This is a genomic window from Flavobacterium franklandianum, from assembly GCF_007097365.1.
GTDB classification, from domain to species: Bacteria; Bacteroidota; Bacteroidia; order Flavobacteriales; family Flavobacteriaceae; genus Flavobacterium; species Flavobacterium franklandianum.
Window position 1 is genome coordinate 293,364 of sequence record NZ_VJZR01000001.1, and the last position, 15,954, is coordinate 309,317.

Here is a 15,954-nt window from a genome sequence, read left to right on the forward strand (position 1 = left end):
ACATTAATTCAATCTGAAGTCTTTGTTAGTTTAAATCGGATCTGTGTCTATCCAAGTTAACCATTTTTCTCCAATTCCAAAAACCTCAATAGGGCTTAAATCTTCATAATAACCTTTTTTAGTTTTCAAACTATCACAAGTTGTCCATATTAAATATTGTGTCCCAATAAAATTTTCCCAACCTTTTTGATATTCTACTCTTTGACAATCTTTATTATTTCCAACTGTTATGGATACAATTTCTTTTTTCAAAAGTTCATTTGCAAGAGAGTCATCCAGTTCTTCAGGTTCTATTAGTAGACCAAGTTTACTGTTAACGGTTTTATCGTTTAGAATACGTTTAGTCAAATTATTCCAATCTTTTTTTTCACTCCGAAAATTTTCTATTTTTTGCAAAACAATTTCCTTTCTGCTTGAACAAGACACTAAAGATAAAATTATCAAAAAGTATATAATATTTTTCATTTTGAATTTTTTGTTCGTAAGTGGTTTACAACTATTTAATTTGTGAATTTGCGGTTAAATTTCTACTGCACATCATACTTCATCTTTCTCAAAATTCGCAACGCTTCTTTAAAAGACAAGTATACAGAAGTGAACGGTTTCAAAAGCAGTTTGGCGTCAATCAATTTTTGCTTGGCATCTTCAAATCCGTTGAGGTAACAAATCATAAATGTCGAGGGCAAATTTTCTAAATCTTTCTGTTCTCGCTCGGTTAACGAAAGCCCTTTTTGGAGTTTGTTCAACAAAGAAATATTCGAATTATAAATGTGAAACAACATTTTATTGTTGAATTCTGGCGGTTGAAAAAGGAATTCTCGGTCAATTTTATAATACCCATTATCTTGAAAATGAAGGGTTTGTTTTTCTAAAGGATAAAAACTGGTTTTATCATTCAAACCCAAAGGCACATATTCGATAATGGTAAAAGAATCGTCATCAAAAGTAATCGTAACCACATCCTGAGCCGAATAAAACAGCTTGATTTGCTCATTGATGAGTTCAATATCAACACGGGAAAGAAAGGTGGTTTCTCTAGATTTTTTGGGAACTCCAGCCCAACAAATGACAAATAATTCCTTGAAAACTTTGTATTTTGGCGCCATATCTTTGTGCCGAAAATTCATAAAATCAATCACGCCATCTAGCGTGTAACCAATACTATTTCTAGAATTATTTTCAATGCCAATGACAGTTTCCGTGTTTTGATAATTTTTTTCGACTTCTCCTTCAAGAGGAACGGTGTTGCTGCCTCGACGAATAAAAACGCTGTTGGCAGGAATGGTATGAATTCCTTTTTTGAAATGTGAAGTTTTGCTTTTGGCTTTTATAGTCACCAGTCCAATGACTTTATCTTTGGACAAATTGGGGAAAGGTACATTTTCATATTGAATTTTCGGAGGATTTTCGAGATAGGCATTTACCAGATTCTGAATCCGACTGTCGTCAAAAAAATCGTCGCCCACAATCTCATTATCGTGGTCTTCGACACCCACAACGATATAGGAATTATTGGCTGGATTCGAATTGGATAAAGCGCAAATGTGTTTCAAAAATTTTGCTTTTCCCTCACGTGAATGCAAATTTAACTGCCGTTTTTTGTCATAAAAACTGCTCTCATCATTGTGAGCGAGTAGGTTTTTAATTAAAAGACGTTTGTTAATCATTTGTAAAATTCACTGATTTGGTTTTAAAAAGACACTTTTTTATTTTTTTAACCGTTTTCCTATGAGTATATATTATTAATTTTTAATTCCCCCAAAACTATGAAAAATATTAAAGTTTATGTGTTAAGTTTTCTTGTAATTGCATTCGTAAGTCTATTTTTTTCAGCCTGTAATGATGACAGCAGTGGTTCTTCCCAAACTTCTGCAATCAAGGTGAGACTGGTCGATGCCCCAGGAGATTACAAAGAAGTAAACATTGATGTGCGAGATATTATGATAAAAAACTCTACAAACATTGATGATCAAGGATGGGTAAGCATTGGTAACACTCCCTCGGGAGGTAAAATTTATAACTTATTGGATTTAACAGGAGGAGTTAGCCTTATGTTGGCAGATACTTTGATCCCGTCAGTTTATTTAGGACAAGTTCGATTGTTGCTTGGCGACAAGAACACAGTAATGCTAAAAGACGGCACTATTATGCCCTTGAGTACTCCAAGTGCCCAACAATCAGGGTTGAAACTAAAAGTGAATCAAACCTTGCTTGGAGGCGTATCTTATGAATTCTTGATGGATTTTGACGTGGATCATTCCGTTGTTAAGGCAGGAAATTCTGGCAACTATAACTTACATCCTGTTATGAGAGTTACAGCAGCAGCAACTTCGGGAGTTATTAAAGGAACTATTACTAATATAGCTGTTGCTAAACAAGTATTGGCCTCTGTTGTTGTGGGGACCGAAATTGTTTCGGCTTATGCCAATGCGCAAGGTATATTTCAATTAAATGGTGTTCCACCCGGAACTTATATCGTGACTTTAACTCCTGATGTCAGTTCTGGATTGTTGATAAAAACGATTCCAGATGTAATTGTCGTTAATGGAGCAGTTAAAGATATGGGCAGTATTACGCTGTAGAAAAGTTAACTAAAGTGTTAAAAGAAGCCGTCTCAAAACATTATTTGAGACGGCTTCCTCATTTTATGATAATAATAGATTGTTTCTAATCCAGTTTTGGCTCCCTCTCCTTTGGAGAGGGCTGGGGTGAGGATTTAAATATTCAAAGACCGATTCACTATTGTAGCAGAGGCTTGAGCGGTTGGCAAAACAATCAAATCAGCAATGTTAACATGATATGGTCTAGAAACTACAAAATGAATAATATCTGCAATATCCTCTGCTATCAAGGGTTTTAGACCTTTGTAAGTATTGTTGGCTTTGTCCTTGTCGCCTTTGAAACGCACTTCGCTAAACTCGGTTTCGACCATCCCGGGATGAATGGCTCCCACCCGAATTCCATAAGGATTTAAGTCCATTCGCATACTTTTATTCAAGGCGTCAACAGCATATTTCGATGCGCAATACACATTTCCGTTGGGATACACTTCCTTTCCTGCAATGGAACCAATGTTGATAATATGACCTGATTTTTGTTCGATCATTTGCGGAATTATGGCTTTCGAAACATACAAAAGTCCCTTCACATTGATGTCAATCATAGCGTCCCAATCGTCTAAATTGCCATCTTGTATTGGACTTAAACCATGCGCATTTCCAGCATTATTAATCAAAACATCAATTTTAGAAAAGGCAGAAGACAACGAATTGATGCTTTCAAAAACCGCTTTTTTATCCCGAACATCAAAGCACAAAGTGTGGATTTCTGTAAATTCAGAAAGTTCTTTATCGAGTTCCTTCAATCGATCTTCCCGTCTTCCGCAGAGAATTATTTTATAATTGTTTTTGGCTAATATTCGTGCTGTTGCTCTTCCAATTCCGCTGGTCGCTCCTGTAACTAGGGCTGTTTTACTCATGATTTATAGTTTTCCGGAATCATTATTTTTTGATTTCATTTTTGTTATTTTTACCTTTTATGGAACTGGATTTCCAGTACTTGCCGTCCACAATGCAAACCAATCTTCGAGTTCTATTTCGATGGTTGTAGCCTTCATTAAATTGGCAATTCTACTCTTATTGGTTGTGCCAAAAACCGGTAAAATTCCCGAAGGATGTTTTAAAATCCAGGCAAGAAGCAAAACCTCAGTTTCTACATTGTATTTTAGCGAAAGTTGTGATGCCAATTCCTTAATTCGAATGGATTTTTCATCAGTTTTTTTAAAAACACTTCCCATTGGAGACCAGCATATTGGCTTGATTTTATGAAGCTGCATATGGTCTAAACTCCCGTTGAGCATTGGTTCAAAATGCGTAATTGAAAACTGGATTTGATTGTAATTAATTTTCATTTTTGTCTCAATTAAATCCGTTTGGCTCGGAGTAAAATTAGAAACGCCAACATCCAGAATCTTACCATCGGCTTTAAGTTTTTCAATCGCTTCGGCAATTTCATCAACTTGCATAAGCGGACTTGGTCTGTGCAACAAAAACAAATCCAGATAATCTGTTTTTAAATTTTTCAAAGAGTTTTCGGCCGACCAAATTATATGGGATTTCGAATAATTGTAATGGTGAATTTTAGTATTTCTGTTTTCTGAAGGTAACTGAATGCCGCATTTTGAAATCAGTTGAATGTCTTCTCTTTTAATTTGGCTTTCGCCAAAAGCGTTCCCAAAATCAGACTCAGTGGTGTAACCACCATAAATATCGGCGTGATCAAATGTTGTAATCCCGATTTCAATACAGGAATTCATTAAATCAATTATTTGATTTTTGTCCAGCTTCTTTCCCCAAATCCCCCAAGTCATCGTTCCTGCAATAATTTTTGAAAAAGGTGTTTTTGTCATTTGTTTCAATGGTATAAAATTAGTAGTGAATTCTTAATTTTGACTTGTTTTTTTTAAAAACTATAAAATTATGAAAATACTATCACAAAACATCCTTAAAATTCAATGTTTGTGAGAAGTTTTAACCATTTTTTAACATCTTACTTCTAAAAAAAAATTCAATTTGCACCATCAAAAAATGCCAACACAGTTTACTGCAATTAAAATATTAAAATGGAAGAAAATACAAGCACTTTGGACATTAGAGCCATCAATGAAAAAATAGAAAGAGAAAGCGCCTTCATCGATTTACTTTCCATGGAAATGAATAAAGTAATCGTAGGTCAAAAACATATGATTGAGCGATTATTAATTGGACTTTTAGGGCAAGGACATATTTTACTTGAAGGTGTTCCAGGATTAGCAAAAACATTAGCGATTAATACTTTGGCTCAAGCCATTGACGGTTCGTTTAGCCGAATCCAGTTTACTCCAGATTTATTGCCTGCCGATGTAGTGGGAACCATGATTTACAATATTAAATCCAATGAATTTTCTATAAAAAAAGGACCTATTTTCGCCAATTTCGTTCTAGCGGATGAGATTAATCGTGCGCCTGCCAAAGTGCAATCGGCATTGTTAGAAGCCATGCAGGAGAAACAAGTGACCATTGGTGACACGACTTTCAAACTAGACAAACCGTTTTTGGTTCTTGCAACACAAAACCCAATCGAACAAGAAGGAACCTATCCTTTGCCAGAAGCACAAGTCGATCGTTTTATGTTGAAAACCGTGATTGATTATCCAAAAATGGAAGACGAAAGAATGGTGGTTCGTCAAAACCTAAAAGGAAATTACGAAAAAGTAAATCCAGTTGTTTCTGTAGAACAAATTTTACGTGCGCAAGAAGCTGTTCGTGAGGTTTACATGGATGAAAAAATAGAAAAATACATTCTGGACATTATATTCGCCACCCGTTATCCAGAGAAATATAAATTGGCCGATTTGAAACCATTAATCAGTTTTGGAGCATCGCCTCGTGGAAGTATCAATTTGGCTAATGCGGCAAAATGTTACGCTTTTATAAAACGTCGTGGTTATGTAATTCCAGAAGACGTTCGCGCCGTGGTTCACGATGTATTACGTCACAGAATTGGAATCACTTACGAAGCCGAAGCCGAAAATATCACTTCAGTTGATATTATCAACAAAATCGTAAACGAGATTGAAGTACCGTAAATCAGATAGCAGATTTCAGATGGCAGTAGTCATCAATCTGAAATCTGCGTTCTGCAATCTGCAACCTGAAGCCTGCAATCTGAAGCAATGGAAACAAAAGACCTCTTAAAAAAAGTAAGAAAAATAGAAATTAAAACTCGAAGATTGAGTGATCATATCTTTTCGGGTGAATATCATACGTCGTTCAAAGGTCGTGGAATGACTTTTAGTGAAGTGCGTCCTTACCAATATGGCGATGATATTCGTGCCATTGATTGGAATGTGACGGCTCGTTACAACGAAGCTCATGTAAAAGTTTTCGAGGAAGAACGCGAATTGACCATGATGTTGATGGTGGATATTTCGGGTTCAGAAAGTTTTGGTTCCAAAAACCAATTCAAGAAAGATATCGTTACCGAAATTGCCGCTACAATGGCATTTTCGGCCACACAAAACAACGACAAGATTGGTTTAATTTTGTTTTCGGACCAAATCGAATTGTACATTCCACCCAAAAAAGGACGTTCGCACGTTTTGAGAATCATTCGAGAATTAATCGAATTCGAACCTAAAAGCCACAAAACTGATATCGCTCAGGCTTTGAAATTCTTGTCGAGCACTCAAAAAAAGAAAGCGATTGTGTTCGTGATTTCCGATTTTATTTCCGAAGATTATGAGCATACTTTGAAAATTGCTTCCAAGAAACACGATATTACCGGTATTCGAGTGTATGATATTCGCGAAGAAAAAATGCCAAATTTAGGAATGGTTTCAATGCTCGATGCCGAAACCGGCGAAATACAATTGATTAATACAGGTTCAAAATCAGTACGAATCAATTATGAAAAATACTATCAAGAGAAGCTGAAATATTTCAAAGAAACATTTAGCAAATCGGGTGCTGGTGTTGTAAATACTAGAGTTGACGAAAGTTATGTCACCAAATTATTAGGCTATTTTAAATCGAGATAAGAAAAAATATAACCCAGGGTTCAAAACCCTGACAGGGTTAAATGAAAAAGAATGAAAAAAATACTATTATATTTTCTGTTTACCACTTCCGTTTTTGCTCAACAAAAACAAGTGACAACCAGTATTGATACCACCAAAAATAAAATTGGAGCCGAGTTTAAACTAACGTTGAAAACCAATGTCGATACGTTGTCGAGAGTGGTTTTTCCAAATCTAAAAAACTTTGGATCACTCGAGGTAATTCAATCCTATCCGATTGATACCATCCGAAAAAATGACCGTTATGAATTAATTAAAAAATACGGTTTAACCCAATTCGATTCCGGGAAATACACGATTCCGAGAGTAAAGATTTTGATTAACAACAAAGTATTTTTATCGGATTCTCTTAAAGTTGAGGTGGCGAATGTGCAAGTCGATACCTTGAAACAAAAAATGTACGACATCAAAGATATTGTACCAGCCAACGAAGGAATTGGCGATTGGTGGAAATATTTATTGGGTTTAGTATTGATTGCAGGTATCGGAGCATTGATTTATTGGTACATTAAAAAAAGACAAAAGCAAAAAACAGAAGAAGAAATTTATAAAACGCCAATCGAAAAAGCAACGAGTTTATTAAATAATTTGGAGAAAAAAGAACTCTGGCAACACGGTGAAGTCAAAGAATATTATAGCCAATTGACTGATATTGTTAGAAATTATATCGAAGAAGCCATCGAAATTCCTGCAATGGAAAGCACTACTTCGGAACTGATTGAAGGATTGAAAATAGCTTCTCAGAAAAAGAAAATGAAACTTTCAAAAGAAACAATTGATAGCCTTTTTATGGTTTTAAAACAAGCTGATTTAGTGAAATTTGCCAAATCCAAACCAATGGATTTCGAAATTACCGAAGACCGAAAAAAGATAGAAAGAGCCATTGTTACTTTAGACAAAGCCATTCCAATAGTAGTTGAAAACGCTGATGAATTGTTGCTTAACGAAATGCAACGTCAAGAACAATTGAAACGAGAACTGCAAAAAAAGAAAAAATCTCGCATTATGACCGCTGCTGGTGCTATTGTGGGACTTGTTTTTGGAATATTTGTTTTCTTGGTTATAACTAAAGGGTTTGATTATGTGAAAGACAATATAATTGGTCATCCATCTAAAGAATTGTTGGAAGGCGAATGGATAAAAAGCGAATACGGAAATCCGATTGTAAGAATTGAAACCCCAAAAGTGCTTAAGCGGGTTGATTTGACAAAATCATTGCCCAAAGAAGGAATGGCTTTGATTAAAGAAATGCAATCTTTTGCCTACGGAAGTCTGATTGACAATTTTTATATAATGGTTTCTACTTTGCATTTCAAACAGCAAACACAAATCGATTTGGAGAAATCATTAGATGGAGCTTTGCAATCTATGGAGGCTCAAGGCGCACAAAATATGATTGTGAAAAAAGAAGATTTTGAAACCAAAGAAGGTATCAAAGGCATCAAAGGATTCGGAACTTTTTCGCAAATTGACACTAATAGTCAAAGTAGTACAAAATTATATTATGAAGTTTTAATTTTTAGTCAGGAAGGCGGATTACAGCAAATAATTATCGTTCACAAAGAAGGCGATGAATACGCAAATCAAATTTCAGAACGAATTATGAGCTCTGTCGAACTTCAAAACACAAAACAATAATGGGAAAATTAACTTTTTTGAACCCAGAATTTTTTTGGTTGTTTCTTTTGATTCCAATCGCTATAGCTTGGATTTATTGGAAAAGAAACGAACAATCGGCAACATTGAAGATGAGTTCGATACAAGGATTTAAAGGGTCGAATACTTTGGCAACAAGATTAAAACCAGTTTTGAATGTGTTGCGAATATTGGCTTTAAGTTCCTTGATAATTGCAATGGCAAGACCAAGAACAGTTGATGTTAGCAATCAAACTAAGACCACAAGAGGAATTGATATTGTTTTGGCAATGGACGTTTCTGGAAGTATGCTCGCCAAAGATTTGAGGCCAAACCGAATGGAAGCACTTAAAGATGTCGCATCCGATTTTGTCGAAGAAAGACCAAATGACCGAATTGGACTCGTGGTCTATGCATCAGAGGCTTATACAAAAACTCCGGTAACGAGCGATAAAGCCGTAGTTTTAGAAGCTATAAAAAGCATAAAATACGACAATGTTTTACAAGATGGAACAGGAATTGGAATGGGATTGGCGACAGCTGTAAATCGATTAAAAGACAGCAAAGCTAAGAGTAAAGTTATTATTTTGTTGACCGATGGAGTGAATAACGCTGGTTTTATTGAACCCGAAACTGCGGCAGATATAGCGAAACAATACGGAATAAAAGTATATACCATTGGGATAGGGACAAACGGAATGGCAGAATCTCCTTATGCTCTTTCACCAAACGGACAAATTTTATTCCAAATGATGAAAGTGGAAATAGACGAGCAATTGTTGAAAAATATAGCTAGAAAAACCAACGGAAAATATTTCAGAGCAACGAGCAACAGTAAACTGGCCGAGATTTATGCCTCCATCAACAAATTAGAAACCACTGAAATTAAAGAATTAAAATTTTATGATTATGATGAAAAATATAGGCCTTTTGTGTGGCTTGCAGGTTTTTTGATTTTGATGGAATTAGGATTACGCAACACGGTTTACAGGAGTTTTATTTAAACAAATAATGGAATTAGACGAATCAAAATATTTATACCTTCTTTTTATAGTACCCATTGTGGTACTGCTTTTTCTATACAATCAATATTGGAAAAGAAAAAAACAGCGCGAATTTGGTGATTTAGATTTGGTTAAAAAACTGAGTCCGGAGAAATCTGTTTTCAAGCCTATTTTAAAACTGGTTGTACTACTTTTGGCACTTGTTGTACTAATTTTTGGATTGGTAAATCCAAAGATTGGAACCAAGATGGAAACCGTAAAACGAGAAGGAATCGACATTGTTTTTGCAATGGACGTTTCTAAAAGTATGTTGGCCGAAGATGTTGCACCAAGCCGATTGGAAAAAAGCAAACAAATTGTTTCGCAAATCATTAATCAATTAGGAAGTGACCGAATAGGAATCGTGGCTTATGCAGGAAGTGCTTTTCCCGTTTTGCCCATCACGACCGATTATAGTGTGGCCAAAATGTTTTTGCAAAGCATAAACACAGATATTGTTTCTTCGCAAGGAACTTCGCTGGACGAAGCCATAAAATTATCGGCAACCTATTTCGACGAAAAAAGCAAAACAAGCAAATTATTGATACTAATTTCTGATGGAGAAGATCATTCAGAAGGGGCGGAATCAGCGGCTGAAGAGGCCAATAAATTAGGGATGAAAATCATTACCATTGGTGTTGGAACCGAAAAGGGAAGTACAATTCCATTAAGAGTCAACGGTGTTGTCGAAAGTTTTAAGAGAGACAACAATAATGAAGTCGTGATTACAAAACTCAATAAAGATGGATTGAACACCATTGCCAAAGCTACAAAAGGCGGATATGTTGACGGAAATAATACAAAAGCAGTTTTGGATTATGTAAAAAATGCGTTGGACAATATTCAAAAAACGGAATTCGAATCGACACAAATGGCTGATTTTCAATCCCAGTTTCAGTGGTTTTTGGGTTTTGCATTTGTACTGTTGTTCTTAGATGTTTTCCTTTTGGAAAGAAAGACAAAATGGGTTCAAAAGTTGAATTTATTTAACGAAAAAAAATAATGAAGAATTTTATTTTATATATGATACTAATGCTTTCTTTTGCAGTTTCGGCTCAGGAGAAAGACAAAACGTTGCCTAAAGCGAACGATGAATATGCTGAAAAGAATTTTGTTGAAGCTGAGGCAAATTACAGGATTTCTCATTCAAAATTTCCTAAACGAATCGTTGCTCCTTTCAATTTAGGGAATGCCATTTACAAACAAAACCAAGCAGCAGAAGCCAAATTTGCATATGCAACTGCATTGACAAACACAAAATCGAGAGTTCAAAGGCATAAAGTATTTCACAACTTGGGAAATGTTTTTATGAAAGAAAAAAATTATACTAATGCGGTCGAGGCCTATAAAAATGGGTTGCGCAACAAGCCTTCGGATGAAGAAACGAGATATAATTATGCTTTAGCTAAAAAAATGCTTAAAGATAATCCTCCACCAAAAGACGACAAAAATAAAGATAAAGACAAAGACAAAAAGGACGATAAGAAAGACGGCGAAAAAGACAAGAAAGACGATAAAGAAAAAGATAAAAAGGACGACAAAGGAGATAAAGACAAGGATAAAAAAGACGAAAAACCAAAGGATGAAGGAAAACCAAAACCAAAACCATCGCCTAGCGGAATTTCTAAACAACGAACCGAAAACCTTCTAGATGCCGTAAATAATGAAGAGAAGAAGATTCAAGACAAAGTAAATGCCCAAAAAGTAAAAGGAAAACCAGTTCAAACCGAGAAAGATTGGTAAGATTTTAAAATGGTTTAAAGTTTAAAGTTGTTTAAAGCACATCGCTTAAACAACTTTAAACAATTTTAAACACTTAAACGATTAAACAGTTACACCAGTAATGAAAAGATATTTAATTTTAGTACTAATAAGTTTTCAAACACTTTTGGCTCAAGTACAATTTGAGGCAAAAGTGAGTAAAACCACGCTTGGATTGAACGAAAGACTGCGCATCGATTTCGTAATGAATATGGACGGTGACAACTTTACGCAGCCGTCTTTCGAAGGATTTAGAATTATTGCAGGACCAAGCCAGCAAGTGAGCCAGTCGTGGGTAAACGGAAAAAGTTCTTTCGAAAAAATTTATTCCTATTATCTTTTGCCTAATCAAAAAGGGAATTTGATAATCAGGCAAGCTGCCATCGAATACAATGGTCAAATTTATAAAACATCTCCAATAAAAATTACGGTTACTAATGCTGTGCAAGAAGACAGAGACCCGAATGATGCATCCCAAATTTCTGCCGACGACAATCTTTATTTGGTTGCTGATATTTCTAAAATAAATCCATATATCAACGAACCGATTACCGTGGTTTACAAGCTGTATTTCAGTTATAATATTGGAATCACAAATTGGAGAGAATTAGACAAACCAAAATACAATGATTTCTGGAGTCAAAACATCGACATCAAGCAACTTGTTGGAGAAGAAGGAATGTTCAAAGGCGAAAAATACCGTTTTGTAGTGTTACGAAAAACGGTTTTGTATCCCCAAAAATCAGGTAAATTGGTTATTGAACCACTTTCATTAGACATCGATGTGCAATTACCAACAAACCGTCGGGATATGTTTGGCCGAGTTGTGGTTACTAATGGGAACAAAAGAGTTTCGGCTGGAGCCAAAACCATTGCTGTAAAAGCACTTCCTGAAACAGGGAAACCAGCCGATTTTTCTGGTGCTGTAGGTAAATTTGATTTTAAAGTTATCCCTTCGAAAACCAATTTAAAAAACGGAGAAAGTCTAGATTTAATGGTTAGTGTAACTGGTAGCGGTAATATGAAATTGTTTACTTTGCCAAAACCAGTAGTTCCTAGTTCATTGGAAATGTATGATCCTGTTCACGACGAAAAAGTGAATACCACTTTGTCGGGAATGTCTGGAAAAATCTCGGATAAGTACACGATTATTCCACAATTTAAAGGGAATTATCCCATAAAACCAATGCAGTTTTCCTATTTTGATTTGGGTTCAGGAACCTATAAAACGATAACGTCACCAGAAATAATGATTAATGTTATGGATGGTCCTTCGGCCAATGATCAAGTGGCTTCAACAACTTCTGGAACGTCTAAAAATATTATTTCAGCCAGCGAACAATTCAAATATGTTAAGTTAGACACCGATTTGATTTCAATGAAAGAAGATGATTTCTTTGGGTCAAAAACTTTCTATAGCTTATTATTTTTGCCGTTTTTAATGCTGCCATTGATTGTATTGCTCAAAAAGAAAAAAGACACTATCAACAGCGATGTTTTTGGAAATAGAATAAAAATGAACAACCGATTGGCCAAGAAATATTTATCTGAAGCCAAAAAACAAATCAACAACAAAGAACCATTTTATGTAGCTTTAGAAAAAGCGATGCACAATTTCTTGAAAGCTAAGTTGCACATCGAAACCTCGGATATGAGTAAAAGTAATATTCAGCAATTATTAGCATCAAAAAATGCGGGAGCTCAAACGGTAATTGATTTTATCAACCTGACCGAAAATTGTGAATTGGCGCGTTTTGCACAATCATCAAGTGCTGATATCCAGAAGGATTTTGATAAAGCGGTAATGATCATTTCGGATCTGGAAAAACAAATCTCTTAAAATAGCACTCAGATTAAACGGATGCAAGCAACGCAGATAAAAACAGATTTATAATAAAAAATTGTAATATCCGTGAAATCCGTGTCCCAAAAAATATAAATAATGAAAAAGATAATTTTTATATTCCTACTCTCAACCCAATTTTTCTTTGCCCAAGACGGCTTTGAGAAAGGGAATGACTTTTACCGAAAAGGGAAGTACGAGCAAGCCATTACGGAATACGAAAGTGTTTTGGCAGGAAAACAACATTCAGCTGAATTGTATTTTAATTTGGGAAATTGCTATTACAAATTGAATAAAGTAGCGCCAGCCATTTACAATTATGAAAAAGCATTGGTGCTAAATCCTAATGATGCCGAAATAACAAACAACCTGAAATTTGCCCATAAGATGCAAATCGATGAGATAAAAGTGGTACCTCAAGTTGGTTTTTCAAAAATGGTACACGACTTTACTTCGGTTTTTCACTACAATACTTGGGCTGGGATTTCGGTTGGATTAGCCATTTTGTTTTTAGTGTTCTTTATAGGCTATTATTTTTCACAAACCGTTTTGTCAAAAAGAATCTTTTTCATCGGAATGTTTGTATTTCTGTTTTTAATATTGATAAGTGTTTCTTCGGCAATTTCAGAAAAAAATCATTTTGAAAACGATAAACCAGCCATAGTTTTTGCTGAAATGGTTTTGGTTAAAAGCGAGCCACAAGGAGCAAGTACAACGGTTTTTACACTCCACGAAGGAACCAAAGTTTTTGTCTTGGAGACATTGGACAGTTGGAAAAAAATTCAATTGACCGACGGTACCGAAGGATGGATTGAGAAAACTGCAATTAGAGAAGTAAAATAGAACGCAGATTTCAGTTTGCAGATGGCAGAATTTGTGAAATCTGCAACCTGTACCTGAATCACTTCTTCTTCAAATCATTATACCATTTTTCGATCGAAGGATAAAAGAATCCCGCCGTTTTTTGAATAGGACGATAAAATATTGACTTGTCTAAAGTTTCTTTTCTAGCAAACGTATTGTTGAAATTTATTTTCTCGAAAAGGTTTAAAAAGATACTCAAAATTAATATTGTTTTTATAAGTCTAAAAAACCCACCGCCAAGTTTGTTTATTACACCCAATTGCGCAAAATCGGCAACGCTGGTAAGGAATTTTGCTAAAAGCGAAATAACTACTACCACTACAAGAAAAGTGATTAAAAAGGCGATAATCTGAATCGTTTTAGGGTTCCAATGCGTAATTCCGGATAACATTATTTTTGCGAGATAGGAAAACTTAATAGCAACATAAATTCCTAAGATTAAAGAAATCAAGGAAGCCAATTCCACAAAAAGACCATTTTTTATGCCTTTGAACAAACCTATAACGAGGATAACACCCAAAACAATATCTAAAAAACTCATAAAAAAAGAAATAAAGGAAAAGAATAAAGAGCAAAGATAAAAGAATTATGTTGGTATCTTTGCACGAACAATTTTAGAGTTGAGATTTTAGACTTTAGATTAAAAAAATCCGCAATCTAAAATCCGCAATCTAAAATCCGCAATCTAAAATTTAAAATCGGAATGTCAAGAGATATACAACTTAAAGAACGCTGGGAACAGCTGGTCAACCTACTTTCTAACCAATTTTCGCAAGGCGAAGACCTCGATTTGGATGCCATAATTTATTTAATTGGCGTACAAGAACTCGGAAAAGTCCATAGAACCTACGAAAAAGACGAAAAACTCAACCTGATGCACATCGCTATTTGTCGATTGTTGGAACCTTATGGGTTTTATGAATTCGAATTTTTCGATGAAGATGGATGGCCGCATTACAAGGTAAAAGAAGAATTACCCGCACTTAAAGCAGGTGAACAATCGGTTTTGATGAAAGAAGCCATTGTCAATTATTTTATCGAAAGAGAAGTTATTGATTAGTATTCAGTGTTCAGTAGCAGTAAGCAGTTAAGAATTTTAGAAAAACTTCCAACTTCTAACTTCTAACTTCCAACTTTTACCTAAATTTGCACTCTCAATTATTGGATGAAAATGATAGACAAGATAAAAGAATATATTGGCGAAGCACAAGCTTTCTCTACACAAAATGCAGCAGAATTAGAAGCATTTAGAATAAAATTTCTGGGTAGCAAAGGAGTTTTGAAGGACTTTTTTGCCGAATTCAAAAATGTACCAAACGATCAAAAAAAGGAATTTGGCCAGGTAATCAATTTGCTGAAATCTTCTGCCGAAGAAAAAGTAAAATCCATTCAAGAATCTTTAGAAAGCAAAGAGGAAATCAAAGGGTTTTATGGCGACTTAACTCGTTCAGCTGAGCCAGTAATCATTGGTTCTCGTCATCCAATTTCTTTGGTAAAAAACCAAATTATAGACATCTTTTCAAACGTTGGTTTCAATGTTTCCGAAGGTCCGGAAATCGAGGACGATTGGCATAATTTTACCGCATTAAACCTGCCAGAATACCATCCGGCGCGTGATATGCAGGACACTTTTTTCATCCAAACCAATCCTGATATTTTATTGCGTACGCACACATCGTCTGTGCAAGTACGTTATATGGAAAACAACAAACCACCGATTAGAACGATTTCTCCGGGAAGAGTTTTCCGTAACGAAGCTGTTTCGTCGCGTTCGCATTGTATTTTCCACCAAGTCGAAGGATTGTATATTGACAAAGATGTTTCCTTTGCCGATTTAAAGCAAACTCTTTTGTATTTCACCAAAGAAATGTTCGGAAAATCAAAAATCCGTCTTCGTCCATCCTATTTTCCATTCACGGAACCAAGTGCCGAAATTGATATTTATTGGGGTTTAAAAACCGAAACCGATTATAGAATTACCAAAGGAACCGGTTGGTTAGAAATTGGCGGTTGTGGAATGGTCGATCCAAATGTTCTTAAAAATTGCAACATCAATTCAGAGGAATACACTGGTTTTGCCTTTGGAATGGGAATCGAAAGAATCGCAATGTTGTTATACCAAATTGGCGATATCCGAATGTTTTACGAAAATGATGTTCGTTTCTTAGAGCAATTCAAGGCATCAATCTAAT

The 15,954-nt window shown here is 35.2% G+C and carries 16 protein-coding genes; 11 read left to right on the forward strand and 5 right to left on the reverse strand.

Annotated elements, in window-relative coordinates; all coding sequences use genetic code 11:
• Nucleotides 1-30: 30 nt before the first annotated feature.
• Nucleotides 31-465: a hypothetical protein gene (locus FNW17_RS01290; RefSeq protein ID WP_143390061.1), complete on the reverse strand. Its 435-nt coding sequence runs from the start codon at nucleotides 463-465 to the stop codon at nucleotides 31-33.
• Nucleotides 466-527: 62 nt separating this feature from the next.
• On the reverse strand, nucleotides 528-1,667 hold the full coding sequence (locus tag FNW17_RS01295) for an ATP-binding protein (RefSeq protein ID WP_144070706.1): 1,140 nt from the start codon (nucleotides 1,665-1,667) through the stop codon (nucleotides 528-530).
• 99 nt (nucleotides 1,668-1,766) lie between these two features.
• Here FNW17_RS01295 and FNW17_RS01300 point away from each other — a divergent pair, with 99 nt between their 5' ends.
• Nucleotides 1,767-2,582: a DUF4382 domain-containing protein gene (locus FNW17_RS01300; RefSeq protein ID WP_143390063.1), complete on the forward strand. Its 816-nt coding sequence runs from the start codon at nucleotides 1,767-1,769 to the stop codon at nucleotides 2,580-2,582.
• Between the two features lie 134 nt (nucleotides 2,583-2,716).
• Here the strand turns inward: FNW17_RS01300 and FNW17_RS01305 are convergent, their stop codons facing one another.
• Nucleotides 2,717-3,478, reverse strand: coding sequence for an SDR family NAD(P)-dependent oxidoreductase (locus FNW17_RS01305; protein ID WP_144070707.1), 762 nt, complete (start codon nucleotides 3,476-3,478; stop codon nucleotides 2,717-2,719).
• A gap of 57 nt (nucleotides 3,479-3,535) precedes the next feature.
• Nucleotides 3,536-4,408, reverse strand: coding sequence for an aldo/keto reductase (locus FNW17_RS01310; RefSeq protein ID WP_144070708.1), 873 nt, complete (start codon nucleotides 4,406-4,408; stop codon nucleotides 3,536-3,538).
• Between the two features lie 213 nt (nucleotides 4,409-4,621).
• Between FNW17_RS01310 and FNW17_RS01315 the strand changes: the two genes are divergently transcribed.
• The 8 genes from FNW17_RS01315 to FNW17_RS01350 all read left to right on the forward strand — a co-directional run bounded on the left by FNW17_RS01315 (nucleotide 4,622) and on the right by FNW17_RS01350 (nucleotide 13,741).
• Nucleotides 4,622-5,626, forward strand: coding sequence for an AAA family ATPase (locus tag FNW17_RS01315; RefSeq protein ID WP_143390066.1), 1,005 nt, complete (start codon nucleotides 4,622-4,624; stop codon nucleotides 5,624-5,626).
• Nucleotides 5,627-5,713: 87 nt separating this feature from the next.
• On the forward strand, nucleotides 5,714-6,577 hold the full coding sequence (locus tag FNW17_RS01320; protein WP_143390067.1) for a DUF58 domain-containing protein: 864 nt from the start codon (nucleotides 5,714-5,716) through the stop codon (nucleotides 6,575-6,577).
• A gap of 51 nt (nucleotides 6,578-6,628) precedes the next feature.
• A complete protein-coding gene (locus FNW17_RS01325; RefSeq protein WP_143390068.1) occupies nucleotides 6,629-8,254 on the forward strand; it encodes a hypothetical protein in 1,626 nt (541 codons plus the stop codon).
• A complete protein-coding gene (locus FNW17_RS01330) occupies nucleotides 8,254-9,255 on the forward strand; it encodes a vWA domain-containing protein (protein WP_144070709.1) in 1,002 nt (333 codons plus the stop codon). The genes FNW17_RS01325 and FNW17_RS01330 overlap by 1 nt, the downstream gene beginning before the upstream one ends.
• Before the next feature lie 7 nt (nucleotides 9,256-9,262).
• Nucleotides 9,263-10,297, forward strand: coding sequence for a VWA domain-containing protein (locus FNW17_RS01335; protein ID WP_143390070.1), 1,035 nt, complete (start codon nucleotides 9,263-9,265; stop codon nucleotides 10,295-10,297).
• On the forward strand, nucleotides 10,297-11,037 hold the full coding sequence (locus FNW17_RS01340; RefSeq protein ID WP_144070710.1) for a BatC protein: 741 nt from the start codon (nucleotides 10,297-10,299) through the stop codon (nucleotides 11,035-11,037). The genes FNW17_RS01335 and FNW17_RS01340 overlap by 1 nt, the downstream gene beginning before the upstream one ends.
• 100 nt (nucleotides 11,038-11,137) lie before the next feature.
• The gene (locus FNW17_RS01345) at nucleotides 11,138-12,895 is read left to right on the forward strand and encodes a BatD family protein (RefSeq protein ID WP_144070711.1); all 1,758 of its coding nucleotides are present in this window, start codon (nucleotides 11,138-11,140) and stop codon (nucleotides 12,893-12,895) included.
• A gap of 102 nt (nucleotides 12,896-12,997) precedes the next feature.
• On the forward strand, nucleotides 12,998-13,741 hold the full coding sequence (locus FNW17_RS01350) for a tetratricopeptide repeat protein (RefSeq protein WP_144070712.1): 744 nt from the start codon (nucleotides 12,998-13,000) through the stop codon (nucleotides 13,739-13,741).
• Nucleotides 13,742-13,799: 58 nt separating this feature from the next.
• Here FNW17_RS01350 and FNW17_RS01355 read toward each other — a convergent pair whose 3' ends face one another.
• Nucleotides 13,800-14,303 (reverse strand): CvpA family protein, encoded by a 504-nt coding sequence (locus FNW17_RS01355; RefSeq protein ID WP_144070713.1) that lies wholly within the window; start codon nucleotides 14,301-14,303, stop codon nucleotides 13,800-13,802.
• A gap of 162 nt (nucleotides 14,304-14,465) precedes the next feature.
• Between FNW17_RS01355 and FNW17_RS01360 the strand changes: the two genes are divergently transcribed.
• Both FNW17_RS01360 and pheS read left to right on the forward strand, forming a co-directional pair.
• Complete coding sequence (locus FNW17_RS01360) at nucleotides 14,466-14,822, forward strand: hypothetical protein (protein WP_126563201.1); 357 nt, start codon at nucleotides 14,466-14,468, stop codon at nucleotides 14,820-14,822.
• A gap of 111 nt (nucleotides 14,823-14,933) precedes the next feature.
• On the forward strand, nucleotides 14,934-15,953 hold the full coding sequence (gene pheS, locus FNW17_RS01365) for a phenylalanine--tRNA ligase subunit alpha (protein WP_143390075.1): 1,020 nt from the start codon (nucleotides 14,934-14,936) through the stop codon (nucleotides 15,951-15,953).
• The last annotated feature ends 1 nt before the right edge of the window (nucleotide 15,954 follow it).

Bases quoted from the DNA above. Each gene is read 5' to 3' on its own strand.
- FNW17_RS01325 (WP_143390068.1), top strand. From the start codon at position 6,629: ATGAAAAAAATACTATTATATTTTCTGTTTACCACTTCCGTTTTTGCT.
- FNW17_RS01310 (WP_144070708.1), bottom strand. From the start codon at position 4,408: ATGACAAAAACACCTTTTTCAAAAATTATTGCAGGAACGATGACTTGG.
- FNW17_RS01350 (WP_144070712.1), top strand. From the start codon at position 12,998: ATGAAAAAGATAATTTTTATATTCCTACTCTCAACCCAATTTTTCTTT.
- pheS (WP_143390075.1), top strand. From the start codon at position 14,934: ATGATAGACAAGATAAAAGAATATATTGGCGAAGCACAAGCTTTCTCT.
- FNW17_RS01355 (WP_144070713.1), bottom strand. From the start codon at position 14,303: ATGAGTTTTTTAGATATTGTTTTGGGTGTTATCCTCGTTATAGGTTTG.
- FNW17_RS01290 (WP_143390061.1), bottom strand. From the start codon at position 465: ATGAAAAATATTATATACTTTTTGATAATTTTATCTTTAGTGTCTTGT.
- FNW17_RS01305 (WP_144070707.1), bottom strand. From the start codon at position 3,478: ATGAGTAAAACAGCCCTAGTTACAGGAGCGACCAGCGGAATTGGAAGA.
- FNW17_RS01295 (WP_144070706.1), bottom strand. From the start codon at position 1,667: ATGATTAACAAACGTCTTTTAATTAAAAACCTACTCGCTCACAATGAT.
- FNW17_RS01320 (WP_143390067.1), top strand. From the start codon at position 5,714: ATGGAAACAAAAGACCTCTTAAAAAAAGTAAGAAAAATAGAAATTAAA.
- FNW17_RS01330 (WP_144070709.1), top strand. From the start codon at position 8,254: ATGGGAAAATTAACTTTTTTGAACCCAGAATTTTTTTGGTTGTTTCTT.
- FNW17_RS01315 (WP_143390066.1), top strand. From the start codon at position 4,622: ATGGAAGAAAATACAAGCACTTTGGACATTAGAGCCATCAATGAAAAA.
- FNW17_RS01335 (WP_143390070.1), top strand. From the start codon at position 9,263: ATGGAATTAGACGAATCAAAATATTTATACCTTCTTTTTATAGTACCC.
- FNW17_RS01340 (WP_144070710.1), top strand. From the start codon at position 10,297: ATGAAGAATTTTATTTTATATATGATACTAATGCTTTCTTTTGCAGTT.
- FNW17_RS01360 (WP_126563201.1), top strand. From the start codon at position 14,466: ATGTCAAGAGATATACAACTTAAAGAACGCTGGGAACAGCTGGTCAAC.
- FNW17_RS01345 (WP_144070711.1), top strand. From the start codon at position 11,138: ATGAAAAGATATTTAATTTTAGTACTAATAAGTTTTCAAACACTTTTG.
- FNW17_RS01300 (WP_143390063.1), top strand. From the start codon at position 1,767: ATGAAAAATATTAAAGTTTATGTGTTAAGTTTTCTTGTAATTGCATTC.